The organism is Streptococcus sp. 2020WUSS084, assembly GCF_044427445.1.
GTDB lineage: Bacteria > Bacillota > Bacilli > Lactobacillales > Streptococcaceae > Streptococcus > Streptococcus suis.
On the sequence record NZ_JAOTGC010000003.1, the window covers coordinates 68,307 to 94,498 of the forward strand.

The following is a 26,192-nucleotide window of genomic DNA, read 5'->3' on the forward strand; positions in this document are numbered from 1 at the left end:
CTGGAATAGTGAAGAGAGGCCCCGCCTCTTTTTGCTGTTTCTAGGACTTAAGCCAATAGTTTTGGGTTTTTACAGTATAGGGGTATTTTTTGAATGAAAGTATTATATATAGAGACATTTACCAGAGCTATGAAAAAGAAAGGGATAACCCAGGGTAAGGCTGAATTAGATGATTATTCCTTGACCATTGACTTAGATAACCTTTTTATCGTTATGGGTAGAGATAGCTTTGAATTGGCCAGAATACCAGGAACAAAAGGCGGTTATAGGTATTTCTTTCTATGCCCTGATTGTGGCAGACGTTGCAGGAAACTATATAAGCGGTATCTGTATTTTAGTTGTGGGGCGTGTCAGCAGATCCATAAGCAGACACTAAACCGTAGTAAGACAGATTGCCAGTATTATTGGGAATGTGCATTAAGAGAGGCTAGGAAGGTAGAGCCAGGTTGGACCCCTAAGCGTGGCGGTTATATGTTTGATGGTTTCCCAAGTCGCCCTAAAAGAATGAGACGCACCAGGTACTGGAGACACTATAAGCGTTTTATGGAGTACTGGGATAAAGGTAATAGCTTATGGTTAAGGTAGAAAAGTATGGATTGAATACGAGTGTAAGAACGTTACAATTTTTTTTGAAAACTATTTGCCAAACGAACACGGTGAAGAGGGTGCTATATGGAACGCGATAGCCGAGGTAGGTTTTTACCAGGGAACCAGGTAGCAAGAGGAAATAAAGGGAATAGAAAGCCGAAGTATGGCAATACAAACGCTTTAAAGCATGGGTTACGTCAACGCTATACAGGGCTGTTACCAAGCCGAACGGGTGGCCTATCTATTTACAAAGGCGGTCTATATCTTGGGACTTTACCGAGCAAGTACTTTCAGAGACTGGAAACTGGGGAGCTATTGATAGATTACACAGCTTGTCAGTATCTTGTATTAGTTTGTGGCTTTCCTGATGATATGTTTGGACCGCCTGAAGAATACTAGCTAGGTAATAAAACGGAATAGCCGAAGCCCTAAAAAAGGATAATCGGACAAATTGGACACTTTAAAAAGTACTAAGGTTTTACAAAGGTGGCGCGTGATTGAACAGAGAGCGAACAAAGAGAAAACAGCCCATTGAACCATGGACGAACAAAGAACACGCGCAGGCAGTTACAGAATTTTAGGCATAAAAAAGCCCCACGAGACACACGCAGGGTAAGAAGTTTCAACAAGCTTATTTTACCATAGGAGGGGCAACAATGACCATAGAGGAGTTAAAGCAGAGGCTAGAGGGTATTAAGGTGGATTGACAAAGAGATCAGTCAGCTTTACCTGGAGCTTCAATACTTGGAAACTGGACTATTCAAGCAGACAACACTAACGCAGGCCAGGGTACAGACTAGCAGGGTAAACAGTACGGAAAATCAGTTAGTTGCCCAGCTAACACTTAAGGAAGATATAACAAGTAGAATTGACAGACTAACCCAGGACCGCCTGGAGCTTGTCAGCATAATTGACAAGCTAGAGATCCCGAAATATCGCTTAGCCTTAAACCTTTACTATGTTCAACATAAGTTAGATATTGAAGCTAGTGAGATAATGGGAATAAGTAAGACGACATTTTTTAGATATTTGAGGCAAGGACAAGCCGAATTAGTTAGCTTGTTAACTCATGCAGAGAAAGAAAATTAGCCTTGTTTTAGCGCGTGTTTGAGCTTGTTTGATAAATAAACCAGGGATTAAATCAGGCCTTTAGAAACGGAGTTAGAGGCCTTTTTAGAATGCGGGGGGTACTAACCTACCATGGGTACACGTCCGACCTTCACGCCGTCATTGTACATTTTTTCTCACGCCAAAAATTCTAAAGGGGGGGTAAAAATAGCTAAAACCATTGGTATTATTGAGTTTGTAGAGTGTTTAAGGTTTCCCAAATGGTAACATAATCCTAACAAAATAGGGTTAATCCTAACAAAAAGCGTTACGTTTTGGCTAGTTTCAAAGAGCATATAAAGCGAATAGCAAACGATTTTGTAAAATCATAGGATTAGTAACACAATACTAGTGGATACAGTAAAACACAGTAGGATACAGTAAAGGTTATGATTAGTCCCCCTCATTTTTAGAACGGGGGTAGGTTTGGCCAAGGGGCAACAACGCCGACCTTTTGCGCGTACAATTTTCCCTTTTTAAAAGTTTTGATAATGTAAAGATTTTGGGAAAGTTAAGCGGGTCTGAAAATAGATGATCACGCGCTATCTTGGGAAAATGGCCAATATTAGGAGATAGAAACGAAGGTAAGCAAGATAACTTAACAAAAGTATCAAAATGCGAAGATAACCGAATATAAGCGCGTGCTTTTTGATACAATAGTATCAGCAAGATACCAGGGAACTGAAAAAGCACCTTGGAGCGGTGCTAGTTTCTTGCCTGCTGAACTCATAACTTAGGGCAACTGAAAGGCCCTTTTTTGCTCCCCTTTTGGCGAACTTTCGGGGAGTATTTAACACTGTCTAATTATAAGTTATTTGGTTAGAATGCCTATAATATCAGAGGTTAGGGAGTGTAAAGGACGTGTAAAGCTAAGTAATCTTAACTGTACAACAAAATGCTCTAAGATTTGTATCGATATTTTAAAAGCCCTATTTACAAGGGCTTTTTTGTCTGTATTTGAGGAGGGATTATGTGGCGTAAGTATTTTTTGCTAGTGGTATTGACTATTTTGGTCGTAGGTGGGGCATTCTTTCTATCTCAATCAGCGACTGCACCAAATGAATCAGACTACGTGAAAGCTGTAAAGAGTTACCAGGCTATTTCGATAGATGAAGTGGAGCAAAAGGTCCAAGACGAGGAAGAATTTATTTTATACATAGGTCGTGAGACATGCCCTTATTGTCGTGATTTTGTTCCTAAATTAACAGAGGCAGCAGAGCAATCACATGCGACTATTTACTATTTAGATAGCGAGTCGGATCCGAATGGAAAAATACAACAATTTCGACAGAGTCAAGGTCTTGCTACGGTTCCTAGCTTAACCTACTATAAATCAGGTAAATTATCTGGAATACTCCGTAAAGGGAGCCAAGCAACAATATCCGAAATAGCGAGCTTTTTAGCTCTTCAAAATCAGTAAATAGCTGTAAAAATGTGTGATGTTTGAATCATACATTTTTTGTTCATGTTTGTGAAAATATTTCAAAACAAATTGAAAAACATTTCACAATCTTGTATAATACTAATATCAGATAAAAATTGGAGGTTTATCATGAAAAAGAAAGCTTGGTTAGGCTTACTAATGAGTCTACTTGCTGTTGTGTTTTTGGTAGCGTGTGGAGGAAAATCTGACAAAACTGCAACTTCTTCATCGTCTACTATATCTTCTTCAGAAGAGGCTGTTTCAGGTGCATCTGTGAAAGAATATACAGATCCATCTGAGTTGAAAGATAGCTATGATGTTATCGTAGTTGGTTCAGGTGGTGCAGGGATGTCGGCAGCTATATCAGCTAAAGATGCTGGCGCTAGTGTTGCTCTCTTGGAAAAAATGCCTGTTATCGGTGGTAATACGGCTAAATCATCAGCTGGTATGAATGCTTCACAGACTAAATTCCAAGAAGCGGAAGGTATTGCTGATACAAACGATAAGTTCTATGAAGAAACACTTAAAGGCGGTAAGGGAACAAATAGTCCTGAATTACTTCGTTATCTTGTAGATAACTCTGCTAGTGCAATTGACTGGTTGGATGGAATGGGAATTACTCTTAGCAACCTTACTACAACTGGTGGTATGAGTGAGAAACGTACCCACCGTCCAGCAGATGGTTCAGCTGTTGGTGGCTACTTAGTAAATGGTCTTTACCACAATCTTGTTGAACGTAAAGTACCAATTTTTGTCAATGCAGATGTTAAAAAACTCCAAGACAAGGATGGGACTGTGACAGGTGTTGAAGTGAAGATTGCTGGTGAAACTAAGAAAATCTCAGCCAAAGCAGTTGTATTGGCGACAGGTGGTTTCGGTGCAGATTTGGAAATGGTTGCTAAATTAAACCCAGCACTGAAAGGTTATGTAACAACCAACCAGGAAGGTTCAACAGGTGACGGTATTGCGCTTGCTGAATCAGAAGGTGCAGCAACTGTCGATATGGAACAAATCCAAATTCACCCAAGTGTTGAGCAAGAAACTTCTTACTTGATTACGGAAGCTGTTCGTGGTGAGGGTGCTATCCTTGTCAATTCAAAAGGTGAGCGTTTTGTTAACGAATTGGAAACTCGTGATAAAGTTTCTGCGGCTATCAATAGCTTGGAGCCAAACTATGCTTATGTTATCTTTGATGATGCCTTGAAAGATCGTGTGAAAGCTATTGCTCAATACGAAGAAAAAGGTCTTGTAAAAACGGGTGCTACACTTGCAGATTTGGCTAAAGAAATTGACCTACCTGCGGATACACTTCAAACAACGTTTGATACTTGGAACAAGGCTGTAGCGGATAAGAATGATGCGGCATTTGGTCGTACATCAGGTATGGACCATGCTTTGAATACTGGTTCTTACCACGCGATTAAAGTTGCACCTGGTGTTCACCATACAATGGGTGGTGTGAAAATCAATACCAATACTGAAGTATTGAAAACAGATGGTTCAGCAATTTCTGGTCTTTATGCTGCTGGTGAAGTAACTGGTGGTGTTCATGGTCAAAACCGTATTGGTGGTAATGCTGTAGCAGACATCATCGTATTTGGTCGTCAGGCTGGTGAACAAGCAGCTGGATTTGCTAAGAAATAAATTTTAATATGAGGGGTTGGCTACAGTCTAACTCCTCTTTTCGTATTGTCGTCATTCACTAAGATGATATACTTTTAAGGTATGAAGAAGAAAATAGTATTATTGTTAGGAGCTATTGCAGTCATTGTTTTGATTTGGTCTGCTATTGCTGGCCAGCGTCAGCAATCCTATGTCGAGGCTGAATTAAGAGATCAAGATAAAATTTGGATTATCACAGATTTGCATTATTTGTCACAGGATTTATTTGATGATGGAGAGGCTTTTTCTTATATCGAAAAAACAGCTGCTGGCAAGGATTTACGTTATGGAAAAGAGCGGATGGAGGCCTTGGTTGAGCAGGTTGAGCGTGAGCAACCGTCCTTGTTACTAGTCAGTGGGGATTTGACTCTCAATGGTGAAAAGCAGAGCATGGTTGAGTTGGCGCAGTATTTTACCCAGATTGAAGAAAAAGGAACGGAGGTTTTGGTCATTCCTGGCAACCATGATATTGCCAGTGGCTGGGCTAGGGTCTTTAAGGGAGACCAGCAGATAGTGACGGATCAGGTCACCGCCCAGCAATTTTCAGATATATTTGACAATCATGGCTATCAACAAGCCAGCAGTCGTGATCAAGCCTCATTGAGCTATCTGGCCAAGCCATTTTCCAATGCTTGGTTTCTGATGATAGACAGCAACATCTACTCTGACGGCTACGGCAAAGGAGCTCCTCCAATCAATGGATGTATCAAAAAAGAGACCTTGGATTGGATAGATGTACAGCTTCAGGCAGCCAAGGAAGCTGGAGTGAGCTTGATACCTGTTGTCCATCACAATGTCTTGCAACAGCATGCCATGCTCTCAAAAGGCTATACTTTGGATAATGCTGCCGATTTGAAGGCCTTGTTCAATCAATATGGCATTCAATTTGGTTTTTCGGGACACACTCATTCTCAGAATATTGTTGAAGAAGACTTGGGGCAAGTCAGCTATACTGAAGTGGTCAATGGAGCATTTTCTATTTATCCAGCAGTTATCGGCCAATTGAACCTTGATGATGCAAGCATTCGCTATCAAAAAACTCAACTTGATATGGCTTCGTGGACAGAAAAGCACCAACCTAGTAATCCAAATTTGCAGAATCACCTAAGCTACTTACAAATCGTCTTTGACAATACCAGCGACATCATGGTCCACAATGTGTTGAACGATGAACGGTGGTATGATGGCGAGACAGCAGATGCTATTTCACAATTTATCATGCCAGCCAATCGTGCTTATTTTTCAGGAGAAAAATTGGACCAGACTTGGCTTGAAGAGATGGTATTTCCTAGCCAAGCCTATCAGACCTTGCAAGCGGCATCACCGAGAAGTTTCTTGGCTGATTATCTTGATGTGATTATAAAACGGAGTCAAAGTCGAGATGTGGAAAAACTAGTGATTAAAATAAAAAAAGATTTTGCCCAATAGTTTTCCACAGATTGTTGAAAAAATCCACGACTTATCCACAAGCTGTGAATAAGTTATACCGTAGTAACTATCCGAGCAGGTCTGTTTTTACAAACAAAAATACTCAGTAACTTTCCTGAAAATGTGATAAAATAGTAACAAATTGTGTCAAATGGAGAGAAAGATGACCTTACTAAGTATTGCCATTCCGAGTTATAATTCGGAGGCTTACCTTCATTACTGTGTTCATTCCCTTGTAATGGGTGGTGACAAGGTTGAAATTCTGATTATCAACGATGGTTCGACCGATCGGACTCAGGAAATCGCAGAGGGACTAGAGAATCAATTTTCAAACGTACGTGCCATCTATCAGGACAATAAGGGCCATGGCGGAGCTGTTAATACAGGGATACGTGAGGCCAAGGGTAAGTACTTTAAAGTCGTGGATTCAGATGACTGGGTTGATACCAGAGCTTATTTGAAGATCCTAGAGAGTTTACAGGATTTGGAAGATGAAAATACACCTGTTGATGCCTTCATTTCCAATTTTGTTTACGAAAAAGAGGGACAATCTCGTAAAAAATCCATGTCTTATCAATCCACTCTTCCTGAGAACCGTATCTTTGGTTGGGAGGATGTGGGTGCCTTTTCCAAGGGTCAATACATGATGATGCATTCCTTGATTTACAGGACAGATTTATTGCGTGAGGTTGGTCTCGTTCTACCAGAGCATACTTTCTATGTGGATAATATTTTCGTGTTTACCCCTTTACAGGCTGTGAAAACCATGTACTATCTACCAGTAGATTTTTATCGTTACTTTATTGGGCGAAATGACCAGTCTGTCAATGAGTCCGTCATGATTAAGCGCATTGACCAGCAGTTAAAAGTCAATCGAATCTTGGTAGATAATTTAGACTTGGAGGCGATTGATAATCCTGATTTACGGAGTTATTTGCTCAATCATGTGGAGATTACGACCATTATCTCCTGTGCCCTTCTCAATCGTGCTGGAACAGCTGAGCATATGATGAAAAAGCAGGAATTATGGCACTATATTCGTGATAACAATCCAGCTCTCTTTAAAATCGTTCGTAAAGGGTTACTCGGGCAATTAACTAACTTATACGGTTATCCAGGTCGAAAAATTTCCAATGCCGTCTATAAAATTGCGAAAAGAATTTATGGTTTTAACTAGGAGGTTGAATGCCACTTCTCAAAGCTAGTGTCAATATCTCAGCACAGTGGTTGATTGGCTCTAACAATCTGGGAGATTGTTAGAGGTTGGAGATAAGATTTGTACAGCAAATCTCAGCAATTCGTGTTGCACACTTCAAATCTGACCTAATCAACTGTGTGGGGGCGAGACGACGAACTCTTTTTATTTTCGAGTTCTGTCCCGCTCCCTTTTCTGTTATAATGAATAGAAGAAAAACGCTTACAAGGAGAAGACATATGCAAGAATTAGGACAGACAGGTTTACAGGTTTCTCGAATTGCTTTAGGCTGTATGCGAATGGCTAGTTTGACAGAGCAGGAAACTGCTAAAGTGTTAGATACAGTCGTTGGGCAGGGAATCAACTTTTTCGATCATGCAGATATTTATGGTGGAGGTGAGTCAGAAATCCGTTTTGCTCAGGGAGCAAAATTGGCAGGATTGAAACGTGAGGACATGCTTCTCCAATCAAAATGTGGCATTCGTAAAGGCTATTTTGATTTCTCAAAAGAGTATATTTTGGAATCTGTAGATGGGATTTTGAAGCGCTTGGATACAGATTATTTGGATGTTCTCGCCTTACACCGTCCGGATGCTCTGATGGAAGCAGAGGAAGTGGCAGAAGCCTTTTATCTCTTGAAAAAAGCAGGGAAGGTTCATCATTTCGGCGTCAGCAACCAAAACATTTACCAAATGGAGTTATTGCAATCCTATCTCGATCAATCGCTTGCAGTTAATCAATTGCAGCTATCTCCTGCTCACACGCCTTTGATTGATGCCGGACTACATGTCAATATGAAAGATGATGCTGCAACTATGCGTGATGGTGGGCTGATTGATTATTGCCAGCTTAAAAAAATCACTATCCAAGCCTGGTCTCCTTTCTTGATTGATTTGCAACGAGGTATTTTTGCCAATCATCCAGATTATGCTCTTTTAAATCAAACGATTGGGGAAATAGCAGAGCGATACAATGTTTCACATGAAACAATTGTCGTGGCTTGGATTTTGCGTCATCCAGCTAAGATTCAAACCATTGTTGGGTCCATGAATCCAGAACGTTTGACCAAGATTGCACAAGCTAGTGAGATTACCTTGACTCGGCCAGAATGGTACGAAATATATAAAAGTGCAGGCAACATCTTGCCCTAGGAGGAAGCTATGCAGTGGGAAATAAAAGCATTTGACCAATTAAGTTTACAGGAACTTTACGGTATCTTGACACTGAGAGTTGATGTCTTTGTTGTTGAACAGGCCTGTCCCTATCCTGAAGTTGATGGAAAGGATCCAAACTGTCTTCATCTTTTGGGAACTGATGAAGGAGAGTTAGTGGCTTACTTGAGAATCTTGCCAGCTGGTCTAAGTTATGATGAAGTTTCCATCGGTCGTGTGGTCATCAAGTCAAGTCATCGTGGCAAAGGTTTAGGTCGACCAATGATGGGGCAGGCAATTCACTTTATTACAAACGAATGGAAAGAAAGTCAGATTAAAATCGGTGCCCAAGCCCATTTAGAAAAGTTCTATAGTTCGTTAGGTTTTGAGCCAGTTTCAGAAGTCTATTTAGAGGACGGTATTCCTCATTTAGATATGCTTTATACTAAACCAGTCGTTTAAGGCTGGTTTTTTTCACAAGTAATGTCATATAAGAGATCGTTTTTTGAAGGAATACGGCCTGTATTTTTAGAAAAAATAAGGCTGAGTATCTGAATAAAAAGTCTAAGATAGGTCTGCTGGACGGTGAATACAGTTTCTTAGATTTTTCTCGGCAATTTCCCCCAAAAATCAGCCATTTTATGGTAGAATGAATAGGTATAAAATCAGTAAAAGAGGAAGAAAATGAAACGTTCTATGTACGCTGGACGTGTTCGTAAAGAACATGTCGGACAGGAAATTACTTTGAAAGGTTGGGTTGGCCGTCGTCGTGACTTGGGTGGTCTGATTTTCATTGACTTGCGTGACCGTGAAGGTATTATGCAATTGGTGATTAACCCTGAGTCAGTTGAAGCTGAAGTGATGGCAAAAGCGGAGAGTCTTCGTTCCGAGTTTGTTATCGAAGTAACAGGAACGGTTGTGGAGCGTGAGCAAGCTAACGACAATATCCCGACAGGAGCTGTTGAACTGCAAGTAATCAGCTTGACAGTGTTGAACACGGCTAAGACAACTCCGTTTGAAATCAAAGATGGCATTGAAGCCAGCGATGATACCCGTCTTCGTTACCGTTATTTGGATCTTCGCCGTCCAGAAATGCTCAACAACTTCAAATTACGTGCAGCTGTAACCCACAGCATTCGCAATTATCTGGATGACTTGGAATTTATTGATGTGGAGACGCCAATGTTGACTAAGTCAACACCAGAAGGTGCACGCGACTACTTGGTGCCATCTCGTGTGTCAAAAGGTCATTTCTATGCCCTGCCACAAAGTCCACAGATTACTAAGCAACTTTTGATGAATGCTGGTTTTGACCGTTATTACCAAATCGTTAAGTGTTTCCGTGATGAGGACTTGCGTGGGGATCGTCAACCTGAGTTTACACAGGTGGATTTAGAAACCTCATTCTTGAATGAAGTTGAAATCCAAGACATCGTAGAAGGCTTGATTGCTAAGGTCTTGAAAGATACCAAAGGAATCGATGTGACCTTGCCATTCCCTCGTATGGCCTATGACCATGCTATGAACTTCTATGGTTCAGATAAACCAGATACTCGTTTTGAGATGCTTTTGCAAGACTTGACAGAACTTGTCAAGGAAGTTGACTTCAAAGTCTTCTCAGAAGCACCAGTTGTCAAAGCCATTGTAGTCAAGGGTGCGGCGGATAGCTACTCCCGTAAAGACATTGATAAATTAACAGAATATGCCAAACAATTTGGTGCCAAAGGACTTGCTTGGGTGAAAGTTGATACGGGAGAATTAGCGGGCCCAGTTGCTAAGTTCTTGACAAGTATTACAGATAAGTTGACAGCAAGTTTACAACTTGAGGACAAGGACCTGGTCCTCTTTGTGGCGGATGAATTGGAAGTAGCCAACAATACCCTGGGAGCTTTGCGTAACCGCTTAGCAAAAGAGCAAGGTTTGATTGACGAAAGCAAATTCAACTTCCTCTGGATTGTAGACTGGCCAATGTTTGAGTGGTCTGAAGAAGAAGGTCGCTACATGAGTGCCCATCACCCATTCACCTTGCCGACAGAAGAAACAGCTCATCATTTGGATGGTGATTTGGCAGAGGTACGTGCAGTTGCCTACGATATTGTTTTGAATGGTTATGAATTGGGTGGCGGTAGCCTTCGTATCAACCAAAAAGACATGCAAGAACGGATGTTCAAGGCTCTTGGTTTCTCAGCTGAAGATGCGCATGAGCAGTTTGGTTTCTTGCTTGAAGCTATGGACTACGGCTTCCCACCACATGGTGGATTGGCTATCGGTTTGGACCGCTTTGTCATGTTATTGGCTGGTGAGGATAACATTCGTGAAGTTATCGCCTTTCCGAAGAATAACAAGGCATCTGATCCGATGACACAGGCACCAAGTACGGTTGCATCAGCTCAATTAGAGGAATTGGCTTTAGACATTACACTTGAAAATGAATAAATTTTTCAGAAAACGGCGTGTACGCTTTTTAAGAAAGGCCAGAAAGAATAAGTTTTGGTCGGTCATTTTGGGAATTTCTCGGGAAAAATATGCTGAACGGATATCGGGGTCCATTATTTATGGACTCCTATCTAGTATTGCAGTCAATTTTTTCTTTAGACCAGGGAATGTCTATTCGTCTGGAGTTACTGGTCTTGCACAAATTGTTTCTGCTCTGGCAGCTTCTTACGCTGGTTGGAATGTACCGATTGCGGTGGTCTACTACGGTCTGAACATCCCCTTGCTTATCTTAGCCTGGTATAAAATTGGTTATAAATTTACTATCTTTACCTTTATTACGGTATCCTTCAGTTCTTTCTTTATCCAATTTATGCCGCCAGTTACCCTGACGACGGATCCGTTAGTCAATGCTATTTTCGGTGGTCTCATGCTGGGAACTGGGATTGGCTTTGCACTTAGGAACAATGTATCCAGTGGTGGTACTGATATTGTCTCTATCATTATTCGCAAGAAGACGGGACGTCAAGTTGGCTCCATTTCCTTGATTGTCAACATTATGATTATGTTGATTGCAGGGATGACCTTTGGCTGGCAATATGCCCTGTATTCAATGATTGCGCTGTTTATCTCCAGTCGAATGACTGATGCGATTTTCGTGAAACAAAAACGGATGCAGGCCATGATTATTACCAATCATCCTGAACGAGTTATCAAAAAGATACATAAAAAGCTTAATCGCGGTGTGACCATTATCAACGGTGCTGAGGGTGCTTATAACCATGAGCAAAAGACGATTCTCATTACCATCATCACTCGTGCAGAGTTCAATGATTTCAAGCACATTATGAAAAAGGCAGACCCCAAAGCCTTTGTATCGGTAGCTGACAACGTCAATATTATTGGTCGGTTTGTGGAAAGTGACTGATTGACAAACACTACATGTAGGAGTAAAATAGTATTTACAGTCTACATGTAGTGTTTTTATTATAAAGAGGAAATGTATGAAGAATAAAATATATTTGGTTTACATCAGTTTGAGTGGCAATACAGAGAGTTTTGTGAAACGTCTAAAGTCCTTTTTCCAATTTCAAACTGACTGGGAGATTGAACTGGTTCATGTTAAAGACTTGGTCAAGCAGGATATTCCTTTCTATCAGCTAGATGCACCCTTTGTCGCCTTTTTACCAACCTACTTAGAAGGTGGAAATGGAGTGGACAACGGAGATGTGGAAATTCTGACCAATCCTCTTGGAGATTTTATCGCTTTGGGGACCAATGCAGAGCTCTGTCTGGGTGTCGTTGGCTCAGGCAACCGCAATTTTAACAACCAATATTGTCTGACTGCCAAGCAATATGCTGAGCGATTTAATTTTCCTGTTATAGATACCTTTGAACTCAGAGGGATGCAGAATGACATTGAACGCATTGGTCGGAAGATAATGGAATTGATGTAAAGAGCCTCAACTCAGCTTTATGCTGGGTTGTTTTTTTGGTCACACAAAAAAACTCACCAGAGTGACCGATGAGTTTTAAGGAGATTATGAAAAATATTTAGGATTGACTATAGTATACCTCAGACTATATCGTGTTTCATCGGTCTAAAGTCCTATTTGTCTTCTAAAATGCAAATACTCTGTCCTGCAATCGTGATTTCTTGCTGATCACGATTTTCGACTGGAGGATAGTTGTAGAGAACTGCCTTATCTTTTTCACGTTCATAGGTAAAGTCGCTATCCGCAAAGTTGATGATAAATTGAATGGTCTTTTCTTCACTTGTCACTTGATAGCGAAGAACATATTCAGTTAACCAGTAGAAATCACAAGTTTCTTGGATACTTTCGTAGTTATCCTGGCTGAGTATTGGATTATTTTTGCGGAAGGTAATTAATTCCTGAATGAACTCGATATGTTCCTTATAACGAATAGCTCGTGTCCAGTCCAGACGGTTGATACGGTCAGGGACATTGTAAGTATTATCTATTTCATCTTTTGTACGGAAAAATTCCTGTCCGCTGTGAATGAAGGCCATACCCTGAGAGATTAAGATGAGCTGGAGACCAAAACTTGCAGCACGTTTCTGCTGTTGAGGTGTCCAGTTTGGATTCTCAATATGGAAATAGTCAAATGCTGTAGCATTATCATGGCATTCGATGTAGTTGAGGGACTGTTGAGGCGTTAAGAAATGGCTTAATCGGCTACCAGTCAGGAGATGTTGTACCTTTTCGTGCAATTGCTTATCTACTAGACGGTTTGGATTGAGCAAGAGTTTCTTAAAGGTATCACGGTAATCGTCGTTGAAGAAGCTGATTTCAGGTAAATGCTCTGCATTGTACTGGTGAGCCAGCTTTTCAAATTCGAGGCCTGTTGCCATTTTCCATCCTTCACCATAGAGGTAGACATTTGGGTGAATGGCAGATAATTCAGTTTGAATCTGGTTGATTGTTTCGCTATCTAAAATACCCATAAGGTCGAAACGGAAGCCATCAAAACCATAGAGTTCTAGCCATTGGCGAAGGGATTGTTTGATGTAGTTGCGGACCATACTGCGCTCGCTGGCAACGTCGTTACCGCAGAATGTCCCGTCTGTTCGCATGCCGTGGTCATCATAGCGATAGAAGTAGCCTGGAACGATGAGCTCAAATGCGTACTTTTCAGCATGATAGACGTGGTTGTAAACAACGTCCATAATAACTGAAATATCTGCATCATGGTAGGCCTGAATAGCTTCTTGTAGCTCTAGAATACGTGCGTAAGGATCGTTTGGTTGGCTAGAATAAGAACCTTCTGGCAGATTGTATTGCATAGGGTCGTAGCCCCAGTTGTAAACAGCTTGGGGTTTATTTTCATCTACACTGCCAAAATCATAAACAGGCAATAATTGAATATGGGTAACGCCTAGTTCTCTGATGTAATCCATTCCTAGCTTCATTCCATCCATGGTAGGAGACTCTGTCAATCCGAGAAATTGACTGCGATGCTTGAAACCAGCTTCTTTTTGCCATGAGGAATCACGGACGCTCATTTCATAGATAATGGCCTGAGAGATAGGTCGTTGGGTCTTAGCACGACAGATTTTATGAAGTTTATCTGGATTGATAACGTAGCTGTCACCTGAGTTGGCTGTGGAAGACAGGGCGTAGGGATCGTGAACGGAAATCCATTCACCGTTTACTTTGTGGAGATAGTGATAGCTGTGCGCTTCTAGGTCTCCTTCAACAGTAATTTCCCAAACTCCTTTTGCTCCCTTAGTCATTGCATGTGGGTTTCCTTCTAGAACAAGAAAAACTTGCTTAGAAATAGGTGCCCATAACTTAAAGGTTGTTGCCTCTGGTCGATAGGTTGCTCCCAAGTCTTGCCCATTGTATGTATAACTTTGTTCAAAAAGTGTAGAGCGAACGATATGACCATAGCCGAGTTCAGCTTTATTACGGTCCTGGTCGTAGATGGTATAGTCCTTGTCCAATGTCAATGCATGGAGGCTGGTTAGATAATAGATAACGAGATTGTCTACTTCTAGACAGGAATGGATAAAAAGTTGAGACGTAGCATCATTTGATTCGAGTGAGAAGCTCATATGTTCGGAGTCGAATCGTTTTTCCATGACCAAGCGAATAGTTGCTACATCATCAAGGAATGCTTGGAATTGTCGTAATGCCATGAGCCAAAAGGCTCCTTTCTAAGTTAGAGTTCGGTAATGGTATGTGGAATGACACGTCGGTAGCAGACTTGCTTGTCTTCCTTATTGTCATTGATGATTTGGTGGAGAGTATTGAATGCGACACGTCCTAGTTTAATAGCGTGGACGTCAACGTAGGCTACAATATCTAGTTTTGGTTTGACGGAGTCGAAAGAAATGATAGGAAGTTTGACTCCGACTTCGTTGAGATATTTGACAACACCTTCGGCAACGGAAGTGTCGGTTGTGACGATTGCATCCAGGTCTTGTTTGAGTAATTTCTTAGAAATTTTATAGGCACTGTCTTCGAGAAGGAAGCCAGACACAAACTTGACCTTGTTTTCATCCAGGGGAATATTGTGTGATTTAAGGGCGTTCTTGTAACCTGTATAACGGTCTTGAGATACGACCAACTCTTTGTTACCAGCGACGAAGGCAATGTTTTTGTAACCTTTATTGATGAAGTAGTTGGTAGCTTCAAAGCCGGCCTGGATATTATCATTATCAACTAGTGATATGAATGGAGAATCCGCCTTACCAAGAATGAGGAAGGGGAATTTGTGTTGGATAGCCAATTGTACCAATGGATCGTCGGGCTTGGAATAGAGGAAGATGAGTCCGTCCACTCGTTTGCCGTAGACCATCTGAGAAATCGCTTCTAGACGCTGTTCTTCATTCTTTCCTGTGGAGATTTGGATGGCATAATTATGATCTGCTGCAACTTGAGAAATTCCTCGTAAGGCAGTAGGGAAGAAGGGGTTTTGATAGAAAACATCCGAGTCATCTGGCAAAACCAGTCCGATAACCTGTGTATAGCTAGAAACTAGGCTTCGAGCGTTGAGGTTTGGATGGTAGTTGAGATCCGCCATGGCTTTCCTAACCAAGTCTTTCGTTTTTTGGCTAATGGCAGAGCTGTTTTGAATGACACGAGTAACTGTAGATGGCGAGACACCAGCTAATTTGGCCACATCTTTGATGGTAGCACGCATATAGACCTCCTAGATTTCATCTCTGAATTTTGTTTTGAAAAATACCCATAACAAGCATAGTACAAATAGGATATTTTGTATGGTTAGAAGGGTAGTCACAGGTTGACCAAATAGTCCAATTAGACAGGCTATAAGAGTAGGCAGGCCCAGACAGTTGATAGCAAAATTATAGCACTCTGCAAACGTTTCAAAATGGAAGAAACGAGACTTTTTAGTCAAAAAGAGGAAGAAGCTGGCTCCTAGTAGAATGAAGAGTAGGTTTGTTGTTAAAATAAAGGTCGAAATAAGAGTGATGGACAGTCCGACAGCTGCTCGGTTGGCTTGATACCATTTTTTAGAGATGGTTGCAGTCAAGGTCTCCTTACTAGCAAAATCGTCAGTATTCAAACCTTCATAAGTCAATTCGCTTAGAATATCACTTCCTTTACGAATAGTCAGAGACTGATTGGCGAATTGATAAGTAAAGTCAGGACTAGAGCTAACGGTATCACCAAATGTCACTTGCTCCCAGTTAGTATTTCCAGTATAGGTTAGGTGGTTGTTTTCGATGACTGCATGTTGACGGAGGTCATCTACGACCTGATCTGTCAGAGGTGCATAGATACCTTCTACGAAATTTTCTAAAGGATAGGTTTCGAGATTGACAGTCTGTAGGGAGCTCGGAATGAGCAAGAGCGCCACTAAAAAAAGCGTTGTAAACAACCGTTGCCAAAGGTTCATTAGTCTACGATTGGCAAACATATTTCTTGGAGAGAAGATACTAGAAAAATAGGAAAAAGGATAAGGGAGCATTCGTTGGACCTTTCATAAATATCAATGTTTCCCCTAAAAAGGGAAAAGGTGGGACAGGGTTATCCCTTGTCGCCACCGCTTGTTAAACCAGATACAAAGTTCTTTTGTAGGAAGAAGAATAGGATACTGATAGGGAGGGCAATAAGAATGGCACCTGCCGCAAAGTAGGCAATCTTCATATTTTTCACATCACTGATGAAGGTTTGAAGTCCGACAGCTACAGTATAGAATTCTTTTTCACGAAGCAAGAATTTGGATAGGATGTAATCTCCAAAAGGTCCCATGAAGGCCCAGAGCGCTTGTACAGCAATCATTGGACGAACGAGTGGGAGGACGATTTGCCAGAAACGTCTGAAGTGCCCGGCACCGTCTAGTTTTGCAGATTCATCAAGTGAGATTGGTACCGTATCGAAGTAGCCTTTCATGAGCCAAGCGTTCATTGGGATACCACCACCGACATAAAGGAAGATGAGGAACCAGCTTTGGTTGAGCGCATTGAGCATGAGGGCCATAACGAAGAAGGCGGTAAGAGCAGCCATGGTTGGTACCATTTGGATAATCAAGAAGAAGACCAAACTCTGCTTACGAGCGATGAAGTTATAGCGACTATAAGCGTAACCCGCTAGTACCACTATACTTGTTTGAATAACCATTGTCAAGAGAGCAATGATAAGCGTATTGAGGTACCAGGTTCCGTATAGAGTCTCGCTAAAGAGCTTGCTGAAATTGTCTAGTGTAAAGTTGATATTGCTATCCAATTTGAAGGCAACCACGTTACCAGACTTGAAGGCGGACATGATTGTAATCAAGAGAGGATAGATGATGATAACAGACAGAACAATCAGATAGAGATAGGTTAAGGTCTGATTGATTCTACGTCTAAATTTTACAGATAATTTCATCTTATACATCCTCCATTTCAAAAGCATTTAGTTTTTTGAAGGCAATCATGGAAATACTGATGACAATCATTGAGATAATCAATGTAACTGCTGCCGCCATTGAGTATTGAGGTGATGTACCTGTGGTTAATTTATAAATCCATGAAATCAAGATGTCAGTCGAACCAGCTCCACCACCGACACTACCAGGACCACCGTTGTTGAAAAGGTAGATGATTGAGAAGTTGTTGAAGTTGAAGGTGTATTGGCTGATAAGAGTTGGAGCAGCCACCGCCAAAATCATTGGCAAGGTAATACTGCGGAATTTCTGAACAGCACTTGCACCGTCGATATAAGCCGCTTCATACAAGTCATTTGGAATGGATTGTAAAATACCCAAGGTCAAAACATAGATATAAGGGAAACCAAGCCAAGCCTGCATCATAATGAGAGCAACTTTAGTCCAGAATGGGTCGGTCTTCCAAGGGATAAGGAAATTATCGATGAATGGTAGGAATTTGCTCAAGAATGGCAATACCTGTGTGTTAATAGCGCCGACACTATCGTTGAACATGTTACTAAAAGTCAAGATAGTTACGAAGGCAGGAACAGCCCATGGGAGCAAGAAGATAACACCGAAGATACGTTTTCCTTTGATGAATGGTTGATTTGCGATGATGGCTGTCAAGATACCGATAACAATTTGAGCTGTTGAAGCGCAGAGTGCCCAGATAATTGTCCAGCCAAGTACAGAACCAAATGCGGTACGGAATGTGCTTAGTTTCCAGATGTTTGTAAAGTTGGTAATACCAATCCAATCCAACAATGCGCTTGGTGGCAGGTGTTTGAAGTCGTAGTTTGTAAAGGCGATAAACAATGTAACGACAACTGGGAAGATGATAGCAAAGGTCATCGCAATATATGATGGGATAATCAAGAGATATGGGAAACCATTCTCATAGATACCTTTTACCATTTCTTTTAATGTGGTAGCCACTGGCATCCCTGAATTCCATCGTTTCGCAGTATCACGTGCGTCTTTTAGGTTGAGTGCATAGAAAGCGAGATAGACAACTGTGATAATTAAGTGGAAAGAACCACGAATCAGCATGAATAGCGAATTATCTTGTCCACGAACACTACCGAGGGTAATCAAGTTGCCTAATTCACCAGCTGCAATAGCAATAAAATAAACAAGGAAGGCAAGCGTAACACCTAAAAAGATGTATCCTTTGGCTTTTTGTTTATTGTAGATTTGTCCGAGACCAGGGATCAGGGACAAAAGGAGTGCCTTACCTGGATTTTGTTTCATAGTCATAGTCTCCTTATATAGCTTCTGAATAGATGGTGGATGTTATCGTCATTTAGTTTTTCTTTTATTACTTCGTTAACTCGCCTTGCCTAACTTCAGTTATGCCTGCGGCTCATTGCCTTGTACTAAAAGTAAACTAAAAGACTATATCTATTCAGTTTATCGTTAAGTAATAAAGTAGACTGGGAAGAGAACTCCCAGTCCAACTTTAAACTTGACTAGTTGCTGTGTTTTTGAGCAATTTCGTCTGCAATAGCTTTCACAGCGTCTGTTGCAGCAGTCTTAGCGTCTTTTGAACCACTTGCAGCTTCGAAGAGCATGTTACCAGCTGGTGTCCAAACTGAACCCATTTCTGAGATGTTTGGCATTGGTTGAGCTGAAGCAAACTGGTTGATAACTGCAGTTGTCAATTCGTCTTTTTTGCTTACAGCATATTCACGAGCTTCAGTGTTAGCTGGAACTTCGTTTGTAGCGTCGTAAAGTGCTTTTTGTTGGTCTGTAGCAGTCAAGAAGTCAACAAACTTTTGAGCCATTTCTTGGTTTTTAGCACCTGCTGGAACAACCCATGCTTTACCACCACCGAATGCTGAGTAGTTTTTGCCGTTTACAAGAGTTGGTATTGTTGCTACACCATAGTTTACACCAGCTTCTTTATATGAAGCTGCTTTCCAAGGACCTTCGATGATAGCAGCTGCTTTACCGTCTGTAAATTGAGTGTTAATCAAGTTGTTTGCAGCAGTACCGTCTTGAAGACCTTGAGGCCATTTTTCGTACCAAGTTTTAGCGTATTCAATTGCTTTGATGGCGCCTTCATTAGCAAGTCCGATGTCTTTTGGATTTGTACCATTTTCACCGAATACATAGCCGCCGTAACCAGAAAGAAGTCCGTATGTATAGTAGAAATTCGTCCAGTCAGCTAGGAATGCTGAAGTTTTACCCTCTTCACCAGCAAATGCGTATTTACTGTCTTTAGCAAGTGTTTCAAGTTCTGCAAATGTTTTAGGAGCTTCAGTCAACAAGTCTTTGTTGTAGTAAAGAACAAGTGTTTCGATAACCGCAGGTGAACCATAAACTTTACCACCGTTTGTTACAAGAGCAGTTGTTGTGTCATCTGCTTTGCTATCATCTGCAAGAGTCAATTCAGATAGTTGACCTTCAGAACCAAGGCTACCTACACGGTCGTATGGTGCCATCATAACGTCTGGGGCTGAACCTGATTGGTTATCCAATGATAAGTTATCCAAACCAGTTAAAGCATCACCAGTTTTAACGGTAACAGATACACCATTTTCTTTTTCGAAGTTAGCTTTGACATCGTTGATGTAAGATTCATAACCTTGGTCAACGTAGACAGTCAATTCTTTGCTACCTTCAGCAGACTTAGATGCCTCTGTTGATGAACCTGAGTTTGAGCATGCAGCTAAAACAGCAGTTGATGCAGCAAGAAGAGCAACGCTCTTAAGGAGATTGTGTTTCATTTTCTTCCCTCCGAAGATAAATAGTTTTGTGTGACGTCTGCTTTGCGCAAACGTTTTCCTAAGTTGACTTCATTATACACTAGATTGAATCCGTTTGCAAGCGTTTTTATAAAAATTTTTAAAAATTTTTTTGAGTTTAAAAAAATATAAGAATTTTTTTGCACATATTAATGAAAAGAAATATGGAATGGCATGTGAACTAACAGAATTAAATGGAAATTTCTTGATTTGTTACCGTTTTCAGTATATAATAAAAAAGAGAAAACGTTTGCGCTGTGCAAGCGGATTAGATAGGAGAACTTATGAAAGTAAGACAGAGTGGTGTGCTGATGCACATTTCATCATTACCAGGGAAATATGGAATTGGTTCCATGGGACAATCGGCTTATGAATTCGTTGATTTTTTGGTAAGAACTAAGCAACGCTATTGGCAAATCTTACCTTTGGGAACAACCAGTTATGGAGACTCTCCTTACCAGTCATTTTCAGCTTTTGCAGGGAATACTCATTTTATTGATTTCGATATATTGATTGATAAAGGCTGGCTGGCAGCAGAGGATTTGCAAGGTGTTGAGTTTGGGCAGAAACCTACAGAGGTAGATTACGCAGCTGTTTTTAATGCTCGCCGTCCATTACTGGAGAAGGCGGTTGCCAACATGAAGGCACAAGGCTTGCCAGAAGATTACTGGATGTTCTTAGGGGAGAATGACTTTTGGATTCATACCTTTGCGGAGTATATGGCTATAAAAGAGCATTTTGATCTCAAACCTTGGACAGAGTGGGAAGATCAAGGGGCGCGCTTACGTTACCACGATACCTTGGAATATTATCGTCACTTGTTAGCAGATCGAATTGATTATCACCGCATTACACAATATTTATTCTTTTCACAATGGAAGGCTTTAAAGGCTTATGCCAATGCCAAAGGTGTTGAGTTTGTTGGGGATATGCCGATTTATATCGCGGCTGATTCTGCCGACATGTGGGCTAATCCACATTTCTTTAAAACGGATGAAGAAGGCAAGCCGAGTGTGGTTGCAGGATGCCCACCAGATGCCTTTTCGGAAATTGGTCAGCTTTGGGGCAATCCGATTTATGATTGGGAAGCGATGAAGCATGACGGATTTACTTGGTGGGTTGCTCGTTTACGTGAATCCTTTAAGATATACGATATGGTACGTATCGACCACTTTATCGGCTTTGCCTCTTTCTGGGAAATTCCAGCAGGTGAAGAAACTGCTGTAAACGGTTACCGTGTCGAAGCACCAGGTTTTGAATTATTTGATACAATCAAACGTGAACTTGGTGATTTAAATATTATTGCTGAGGATCTCGGTTCTGTGACGGACAAGGTTATCCAATTGCGTGATACGACAGGTTTTCCTGGTATGAAAGTCCTGCAATTTGCCTTTGACCCTGAGGGCGACAGCATTGAAATGCCACATAACCATCCTAATAATGTGGTGGCATATACGGGAACCCATGACAATGATACGATTCTTGGCTGGTACGAAAATGAAACGACTCCTGCTTCACGTGCATTCTTAGATAAGTATAGCAATCGACGCGATGATGAAACGGTCCATCACGCCCTCTTCCGCCTGCTCTTTGGTTCGCCTGCCTTTATGGCGGTGGCTACTATGCAGGACCTACTTGGTTTGGATGGTTCAGCTCGCATGAACTTGCCAAATACGCTTGGTGGTAACTGGACTTGGAGAATGACGGCAGATCAATTGACACCAGAGATTGAAGCGGAATTGCTAGACCTTACAGAAACCTATCGTCGGGTTAATGTGCATTTAGTTGATGAGAAGTCATAATAAAATGAACTCCTCTAAGCAGCTAACTTAGAGGAGTCTTTGTTATCTCTGTTGTCGGACATAGAGCCAGTAGCGAATCCAGTAGTAGATGGTGTAGAGTAGGCAGGCTATGATAGTCCAAATGAAAAATGTATTCAGCACTTTAGCAAGACTTGGCAATAACCAGTTAATCAGTAGAGTGACTACAAAAATAATCACTCCGATATAGGTGGGCAATTTCTTCATGAGCTTTCCTCCTTTGAACTTAGTATAACAAAATTATATTTGCAGTCAAATGAAATATATGATTGACAATATAAAAATATGAGTATAAAATATAGAAAAAAGGAGGCTATTATGAAAAGACCAATTCATTTGTATATCTTTGTTGTGCTGTCATCTATTGCGAGCGTAGTGCGTGTCTTTAATGTGTTTTTTGCGAAGTACGATGAGGCAGCTGTGCGTCAATTGTTGCAGAATTTTAATGTAGAGGGGCTTGATGAGGTATATTTTACCTATATGAGAGAGTCTGTCAATTTCCAAACGAATCTTGTCAATAAGGCATTTGCAGTTGTGTTATTACTTGCTGTGATTGCGACGATTGTACTGGTTTTCCTCAAGAAAAATGAGCAGGCTTCTTATGCCTACCTGGGTTATCTTTTTGTAACTCTCTTATTTTCGACCTATGCTTTTATTGGTGAGAAAGGGTTGAGTCAAATTTATACTGATTCAGTTATGCGTCAGTCAGTAGAGGCGCAGGCAATGATGAATTATATTATTCGAGTTGTCCTATTTGCTATCTATTTTGGGGTAACTATTTTCTTCCATCTGCGTAAACCGAAAGAAAAACCGAGCACAGCTATTAATTCGACAGATATTTAATGAAAAAGCACAGTCTAAAAAGATTGTGCTTTTAAATATTGTCTTTTTTGTGATCAGGAGATGGAGATGTAGCGTCGGGCACCTGAGTAACTGATATAGCTAATCCATGTGCGACCTTCGGCAGTAATAACTTTATCATAGCGAACGACTGAGCCAGCTCCGTAGAAGGTGATTTCAGGACTGGACAGACTTGGATTGTTGCGGACACTAGAGTAGGACTGGATGGTGTAGCTTCCTGATGCTGGTAGGCTATTGTTTGTAGATTGAGTAATGGTAGGTTGGATAGCGATATAGCGCCGAGCTCCAGAATAGCTGATATAGCTAATCCATTGTTGTCCGTCGGCTTCAAGAACCTTGTCGTAGCGGACGCTTTCGCCAGCATAATAGTAATCGAGGGTAGGGCTAGATAGACTAGCTTGAGATTTGATGGCCAGTTGGCTGGTAAAAGTATAGGTGCCGCTTGGGGCTAAGGCGGGTTGAGAGTTGGTTGTTCCCGCTCCGAGGTCTTTAAAATGAATGTAGCCGCTAACGGCATTTTTGGGGATAACTCGCCTTCCGTAGGTATAGCGAACGCCGTAGTTGTATTCCTCAATCTCTACGGTATCTCCATTTACTGCAGAAACCCATGCGACATGCATGGGAGTTTCCCACCAGGCAACGGCGCCGACAGTAGGTGTCATGTTAACTTGATAACCTTCTTGTTTGGCACGATGGCCCCAAACATTGGCATCACCATAGGCAGGTGGTAATGTAAAACCGTTAACAGTGCTAAGTCGAAAGGCTACAAAGGAGGTGCACTGGCGTGTGTAGAGTCTCCATGGATCGACTGCATCAATTGCTGTGTAGGGATAGTCATCTCCTCGTGCATTGGCTGAGGCTGAAGGTGGGGATTGTAAATTGATACCGACAATGAAAATGGCAGCTAGAAGCTGACAGGCGATTCCTTTTCTTCTCAAGAATGTTTTCATTATTTCTCCTTGTGTAATAGATGTAGAGGCATCACTTGTGCCTCCCATCTATGTATTCGTAATTGAAATGAATCTTTTTGATTTTCATTTGGGATAAGGAGTTGTTGTGGTAAGGAATCGGAAACGATAGTAGGCAATGTGGTAGAAAAAAGCCTCGGCTGATGGCCGAAGGCTTTGATTACATTTTTTCTGGTGCTTTTACGCCGAGAAGACGTAGAGCTTCTTTGAGGACAAGCCCTGTTGCGTAGGCAAGTGCTAGACGGCTGTCACGCTCTGGGCTTTCATCCAAGATACGAGTGTGTGCGTAGTACTTGTTGAAGGCTTGCGCCAGGTTGATAGCATATTTAGCAATGAGGGATGGGTCAAATTTATCACCAGCACGTTCTACAACGTTTGAGAAGTTTTGGATGTGCTTGATGATGTCCCAGCTTTCTGCATCAGCCAGTTTGTAGTCATTTTCTGCGCTTGGTACAAAGTTGGCTTTGCGCAGGATAGACTGGATGCGGGCGTATGCGTATTGTACATAAGGACCTGTTTCGCCTTCGAAGGAAACCATAGCTTCTAGGTCGAAGTCGTAGCCGTTGTCACGGTCGGTTTTGAGGTCGTAGAACTTAACAGCGCCTACACCAACTGCGTGTGCCACTTCTTCCTTGTTTTCAAGGTCAGGGTTTTTAGCTTCGATTTGAGTAAGGGCGCGTGAAATAGCTTCATCTAGAGTTGGCTCGAGTAGGATAATATTTCCTTTACGAGTAGAGAGTTTTTTCTTATCCTTGGTAACCAGACCGAAGGTGATGTGGGTCATATCGTCGCTCCAGTCGAAATCCATTTCTTTCAAGACAGCCTTGAGCTGTTTGAAGTGGTTGATTTGCTCCTGACCAACGACATAGATGCTTTTCACAAAGTCGTAAGTGCGTTTGCGGTACATAGCTGTTGCCATGTCACGTGTGATGTAAAGTGTTGCACCGTCTGTTTTCATGATGAGGGCTGGTGGAAGATTGTAGTTTTCAAGGTCAACGATTCTCGCACCTTTAGATTCTTGAAGAAGTCCCTTTTCTTCTAAGATTTGGATGCCTTCGTCCATCTTATCGTTGTAGAAAGCTTCGCCATTATAGCTGTCGAAAGTTACATCGAGTTTGTCGTAAATGCGGTTGAATTCGACCAAGCTTTCATCACGGAACCATTGCCATAGCTCGTGTGCTTCTGGATCGCCATCTTCCAATTTTTTGAACCATTGACGTGCTTCGTCGTCCAACTCAGGCTTTTCTTCCGCTTCAGCGTTGATACGCACATAGAGTTTGAGGAGTTCTGAAATTGGGTCTGCTTCGACCGCAGCCTTGTCACCCCAAAGTTTGTAGGCAACAATCAACATACCGAACTGTTTACCCCAGTCACCCAAGTGGTTGATGCGGATTGGCTTGTAGCCAAGCTTTTCGTGGATGTTAGCAAGGGCATCACCGATAACGGTTGAGCGCAAATGTCCAACTGAGAATGGTTTAGCAATGTTTGGGCTAGACATGTCGATGGTTACATTGCGTCCTTGACCAATGTTGAGTTTACCGTATTGGTCTTTTTCAGTAATAACATCTGTCAAGACTTGGTGGGAGATAGCAGCCTTGTCCAAGAAGAAGTTGACGTAAGGACCAGTTGCAACAACGTTCTCAAAGCCAGTTGTATCGAGTTTTTCAACGATGTCCGTTGCGATAGCCTGTGGAGCCTTGCGTTCCACTTTAGCAAGTGAGAAGGCTGGGAAGGCAATATCGCCCATTTCTGATGATTTTGGTTTTTCTAGCAGATTGTAGATAGCTTCCACTTCCAAACTCGGAAGGATGGCAGCCAATCTTTCTGCAATCACTTGTTTTTGATTCATATAGGATTTCCTCCAAAGTTATTGATTCTATTTTAACACATTTCTAGGCTAATAGCGGGGAAAAGTGTTATAATATTTCTATAAATATACATTTTGAGGTAAAATGATGAATAAAGCAGGACGACATGATTTAATAAAGGCCATGATTCGTCAAGAAAAAATAGGGCGACAAACGGATATTCAGCAAGGTTTAGAGGCTCGAGGGGTAGTGGTAACCCAGACAACCTTGTCTCGTGATTTACGTGAGTTGGGAGTGATAAAAATTCATGAAAATGGGCGTTCATTTTATTCTTTGGCTATCGAAGAAGAGCGCGTGAATTTTATCCAATTATTGGCACAATATGCGTATAAAGTAGATAGGGCTAGTTTTATTCTGGTCCTTCATTCAGAACTGGGAGAAGCGGCCTTGATGGCCAATATCATTGATGCAGAAAAGCCAGAGACTATTTTGGGAACGCTGGCGGGAGCTAATACACTTTTAGTTATTTGTCGAGATGATGTAGCGGCTCAGCAAGTTGAAGCGGAGATTAACTACTATTTGAATTAGAACAGGGAGAG

At 41.5% G+C, this 26,192-nt stretch carries 24 protein-coding genes; 15 read left to right on the forward strand and 9 right to left on the reverse strand.

Going from position 1 to position 26,192, the window contains the following annotated elements:
- The first annotated feature begins 93 nt into the window (after nucleotides 1-93).
- The 12 genes from ODU50_RS02725 to nrdI all read left to right on the forward strand — a co-directional run bounded on the left by ODU50_RS02725 (nucleotide 94) and on the right by nrdI (nucleotide 12,444).
- A complete protein-coding gene (locus tag ODU50_RS02725; protein WP_238394217.1) occupies nucleotides 94-585 on the forward strand; it encodes a hypothetical protein in 492 nt (163 codons plus the stop codon).
- A gap of 87 nt (nucleotides 586-672) precedes the next feature.
- Nucleotides 673-987, forward strand: a complete 315-nt coding sequence (locus ODU50_RS02730) for a hypothetical protein (RefSeq protein ID WP_203181173.1) — start codon at nucleotides 673-675, stop codon at nucleotides 985-987.
- Nucleotides 988-1,332: 345 nt separating this feature from the next.
- On the forward strand, nucleotides 1,333-1,677 hold the full coding sequence (locus tag ODU50_RS02735) for a DUF1492 domain-containing protein (RefSeq protein ID WP_238394218.1): 345 nt from the start codon (nucleotides 1,333-1,335) through the stop codon (nucleotides 1,675-1,677).
- 988 nt (nucleotides 1,678-2,665) lie between these two features.
- Complete coding sequence (locus ODU50_RS02740; protein WP_105147625.1) at nucleotides 2,666-3,115, forward strand: thiol reductase thioredoxin; 450 nt, start codon at nucleotides 2,666-2,668, stop codon at nucleotides 3,113-3,115.
- 132 nt (nucleotides 3,116-3,247) lie between these two features.
- On the forward strand, nucleotides 3,248-4,762 hold the full coding sequence (locus ODU50_RS02745; protein ID WP_105153121.1) for a flavocytochrome c: 1,515 nt from the start codon (nucleotides 3,248-3,250) through the stop codon (nucleotides 4,760-4,762).
- An 81-nt stretch (nucleotides 4,763-4,843) separates the two neighbouring features.
- A complete protein-coding gene (locus ODU50_RS02750; protein WP_105153120.1) occupies nucleotides 4,844-6,208 on the forward strand; it encodes a metallophosphoesterase in 1,365 nt (454 codons plus the stop codon).
- A 163-nt stretch (nucleotides 6,209-6,371) separates the two neighbouring features.
- Nucleotides 6,372-7,385: a glycosyltransferase family 2 protein gene (locus tag ODU50_RS02755; protein WP_161947067.1), complete on the forward strand. Its 1,014-nt coding sequence runs from the start codon at nucleotides 6,372-6,374 to the stop codon at nucleotides 7,383-7,385.
- Nucleotides 7,386-7,642: 257 nt separating this feature from the next.
- On the forward strand, nucleotides 7,643-8,554 hold the full coding sequence (locus ODU50_RS02760) for an aldo/keto reductase family oxidoreductase (RefSeq protein ID WP_105153119.1): 912 nt from the start codon (nucleotides 7,643-7,645) through the stop codon (nucleotides 8,552-8,554).
- Between the two features lie 9 nt (nucleotides 8,555-8,563).
- The gene (locus tag ODU50_RS02765) at nucleotides 8,564-9,016 is read left to right on the forward strand and encodes a GNAT family N-acetyltransferase (RefSeq protein ID WP_099809737.1); all 453 of its coding nucleotides are present in this window, start codon (nucleotides 8,564-8,566) and stop codon (nucleotides 9,014-9,016) included.
- Between the two features lie 222 nt (nucleotides 9,017-9,238).
- Nucleotides 9,239-10,990, forward strand: coding sequence for an aspartate--tRNA ligase (gene aspS / locus ODU50_RS02770; RefSeq protein ID WP_105153118.1), 1,752 nt, complete (start codon nucleotides 9,239-9,241; stop codon nucleotides 10,988-10,990).
- Nucleotides 10,977-11,915: a YitT family protein gene (locus tag ODU50_RS02775; RefSeq protein ID WP_398581294.1), complete on the forward strand. Its 939-nt coding sequence runs from the start codon at nucleotides 10,977-10,979 to the stop codon at nucleotides 11,913-11,915. Before aspS ends, ODU50_RS02775 begins: the two co-directional genes overlap by 14 nt.
- Nucleotides 11,916-11,991: 76 nt before the next feature.
- Complete coding sequence (gene nrdI / locus ODU50_RS02780) at nucleotides 11,992-12,444, forward strand: class Ib ribonucleoside-diphosphate reductase assembly flavoprotein NrdI (protein ID WP_044985168.1); 453 nt, start codon at nucleotides 11,992-11,994, stop codon at nucleotides 12,442-12,444.
- A 152-nt stretch (nucleotides 12,445-12,596) separates the two neighbouring features.
- Here the strand turns inward: nrdI and pulA are convergent, their stop codons facing one another.
- The 6 genes from pulA to ODU50_RS02810 all read right to left on the reverse strand — a co-directional run bounded on the left by pulA (nucleotide 12,597) and on the right by ODU50_RS02810 (nucleotide 20,118).
- Entirely contained in the window at nucleotides 12,597-14,648 is a 2,052-nt protein-coding gene (gene pulA / locus ODU50_RS02785) for a type I pullulanase (RefSeq protein WP_105153116.1), read from the reverse strand.
- 23 nt (nucleotides 14,649-14,671) lie between these two features.
- Entirely contained in the window at nucleotides 14,672-15,655 is a 984-nt protein-coding gene (locus ODU50_RS02790; protein WP_099809734.1) for a LacI family DNA-binding transcriptional regulator, read from the reverse strand.
- Between the two features lie 9 nt (nucleotides 15,656-15,664).
- Nucleotides 15,665-16,375, reverse strand: coding sequence for a hypothetical protein (locus ODU50_RS02795; RefSeq protein WP_238394219.1), 711 nt, complete (start codon nucleotides 16,373-16,375; stop codon nucleotides 15,665-15,667).
- A gap of 131 nt (nucleotides 16,376-16,506) precedes the next feature.
- Entirely contained in the window at nucleotides 16,507-17,349 is an 843-nt protein-coding gene (locus ODU50_RS02800; RefSeq protein WP_024407722.1) for a sugar ABC transporter permease, read from the reverse strand.
- A gap of 1 nt (nucleotide 17,350) precedes the next feature.
- Nucleotides 17,351-18,646, reverse strand: coding sequence for a sugar ABC transporter permease (locus ODU50_RS02805; RefSeq protein WP_105153114.1), 1,296 nt, complete (start codon nucleotides 18,644-18,646; stop codon nucleotides 17,351-17,353).
- A 212-nt stretch (nucleotides 18,647-18,858) separates the two neighbouring features.
- Nucleotides 18,859-20,118, reverse strand: coding sequence for an extracellular solute-binding protein (locus tag ODU50_RS02810; RefSeq protein WP_024411879.1), 1,260 nt, complete (start codon nucleotides 20,116-20,118; stop codon nucleotides 18,859-18,861).
- Nucleotides 20,119-20,420: 302 nt separating this feature from the next.
- Between ODU50_RS02810 and malQ the strand changes: the two genes are divergently transcribed.
- On the forward strand, nucleotides 20,421-21,938 hold the full coding sequence (gene malQ / locus ODU50_RS02815; protein WP_105153113.1) for a 4-alpha-glucanotransferase: 1,518 nt from the start codon (nucleotides 20,421-20,423) through the stop codon (nucleotides 21,936-21,938).
- A 42-nt stretch (nucleotides 21,939-21,980) separates the two neighbouring features.
- Here malQ and ODU50_RS02820 read toward each other — a convergent pair whose 3' ends face one another.
- A complete protein-coding gene (locus tag ODU50_RS02820; RefSeq protein WP_105153112.1) occupies nucleotides 21,981-22,163 on the reverse strand; it encodes a hypothetical protein in 183 nt (60 codons plus the stop codon).
- A gap of 111 nt (nucleotides 22,164-22,274) precedes the next feature.
- Between ODU50_RS02820 and ODU50_RS02825 the strand changes: the two genes are divergently transcribed.
- Complete coding sequence (locus ODU50_RS02825; protein WP_105153111.1) at nucleotides 22,275-22,799, forward strand: hypothetical protein; 525 nt, start codon at nucleotides 22,275-22,277, stop codon at nucleotides 22,797-22,799.
- Nucleotides 22,800-22,852: 53 nt separating this feature from the next.
- Here the strand turns inward: ODU50_RS02825 and ODU50_RS02830 are convergent, their stop codons facing one another.
- Nucleotides 22,853-23,767 (reverse strand): SH3 domain-containing protein, encoded by a 915-nt coding sequence (locus ODU50_RS02830; protein ID WP_105153110.1) that lies wholly within the window; start codon nucleotides 23,765-23,767, stop codon nucleotides 22,853-22,855.
- A 178-nt stretch (nucleotides 23,768-23,945) separates the two neighbouring features.
- Nucleotides 23,946-25,634 carry an arginine--tRNA ligase gene (gene argS / locus ODU50_RS02835; protein WP_105153109.1) on the reverse strand — a complete coding sequence of 563 codons (1,689 nt, stop codon included), beginning with the start codon at nucleotides 25,632-25,634 and terminating at the stop codon, nucleotides 23,946-23,948.
- Nucleotides 25,635-25,740: 106 nt separating this feature from the next.
- Between argS and argR the strand changes: the two genes are divergently transcribed.
- On the forward strand, nucleotides 25,741-26,181 hold the full coding sequence (argR, locus tag ODU50_RS02840) for an arginine repressor (RefSeq protein ID WP_002937036.1): 441 nt from the start codon (nucleotides 25,741-25,743) through the stop codon (nucleotides 26,179-26,181).
- The last annotated feature ends 11 nt before the right edge of the window (nucleotides 26,182-26,192 follow it).

Excerpts from the sequence above, each read along its gene's own strand:
- ODU50_RS02730 (WP_203181173.1), top strand. The coding sequence starts at position 673 with ATGGAACGCGATAGCCGAGGTAGGTTTTTACCAGGGAACCAGGTAGCA.
- ODU50_RS02820 (WP_105153112.1), bottom strand. The coding sequence starts at position 22,163 with ATGAAGAAATTGCCCACCTATATCGGAGTGATTATTTTTGTAGTCACT.
- ODU50_RS02765 (WP_099809737.1), top strand. The coding sequence starts at position 8,564 with ATGCAGTGGGAAATAAAAGCATTTGACCAATTAAGTTTACAGGAACTT.
- ODU50_RS02810 (WP_024411879.1), bottom strand. The coding sequence starts at position 20,118 with ATGAAACACAATCTCCTTAAGAGCGTTGCTCTTCTTGCTGCATCAACT.
- ODU50_RS02825 (WP_105153111.1), top strand. The coding sequence starts at position 22,275 with ATGAAAAGACCAATTCATTTGTATATCTTTGTTGTGCTGTCATCTATT.
- malQ (WP_105153113.1), top strand. The coding sequence starts at position 20,421 with ATGAAAGTAAGACAGAGTGGTGTGCTGATGCACATTTCATCATTACCA.
- ODU50_RS02740 (WP_105147625.1), top strand. The coding sequence starts at position 2,666 with ATGTGGCGTAAGTATTTTTTGCTAGTGGTATTGACTATTTTGGTCGTA.
- ODU50_RS02790 (WP_099809734.1), bottom strand. The coding sequence starts at position 15,655 with ATGCGTGCTACCATCAAAGATGTGGCCAAATTAGCTGGTGTCTCGCCA.
- ODU50_RS02805 (WP_105153114.1), bottom strand. The coding sequence starts at position 18,646 with ATGACTATGAAACAAAATCCAGGTAAGGCACTCCTTTTGTCCCTGATC.
- ODU50_RS02795 (WP_238394219.1), bottom strand. The coding sequence starts at position 16,375 with ATGAACCTTTGGCAACGGTTGTTTACAACGCTTTTTTTAGTGGCGCTC.
- argS (WP_105153109.1), bottom strand. The coding sequence starts at position 25,634 with ATGAATCAAAAACAAGTGATTGCAGAAAGATTGGCTGCCATCCTTCCG.
- ODU50_RS02760 (WP_105153119.1), top strand. The coding sequence starts at position 7,643 with ATGCAAGAATTAGGACAGACAGGTTTACAGGTTTCTCGAATTGCTTTA.
- ODU50_RS02725 (WP_238394217.1), top strand. The coding sequence starts at position 94 with ATGAAAGTATTATATATAGAGACATTTACCAGAGCTATGAAAAAGAAA.
- ODU50_RS02755 (WP_161947067.1), top strand. The coding sequence starts at position 6,372 with ATGACCTTACTAAGTATTGCCATTCCGAGTTATAATTCGGAGGCTTAC.
- ODU50_RS02800 (WP_024407722.1), bottom strand. The coding sequence starts at position 17,349 with ATGAAATTATCTGTAAAATTTAGACGTAGAATCAATCAGACCTTAACC.
- nrdI (WP_044985168.1), top strand. The coding sequence starts at position 11,992 with ATGAAGAATAAAATATATTTGGTTTACATCAGTTTGAGTGGCAATACA.
- argR (WP_002937036.1), top strand. The coding sequence starts at position 25,741 with ATGAATAAAGCAGGACGACATGATTTAATAAAGGCCATGATTCGTCAA.
- pulA (WP_105153116.1), bottom strand. The coding sequence starts at position 14,648 with ATGGCATTACGACAATTCCAAGCATTCCTTGATGATGTAGCAACTATT.
- ODU50_RS02745 (WP_105153121.1), top strand. The coding sequence starts at position 3,248 with ATGAAAAAGAAAGCTTGGTTAGGCTTACTAATGAGTCTACTTGCTGTT.
- aspS (WP_105153118.1), top strand. The coding sequence starts at position 9,239 with ATGAAACGTTCTATGTACGCTGGACGTGTTCGTAAAGAACATGTCGGA.
- ODU50_RS02830 (WP_105153110.1), bottom strand. The coding sequence starts at position 23,767 with ATGAAAACATTCTTGAGAAGAAAAGGAATCGCCTGTCAGCTTCTAGCT.
- ODU50_RS02750 (WP_105153120.1), top strand. The coding sequence starts at position 4,844 with ATGAAGAAGAAAATAGTATTATTGTTAGGAGCTATTGCAGTCATTGTT.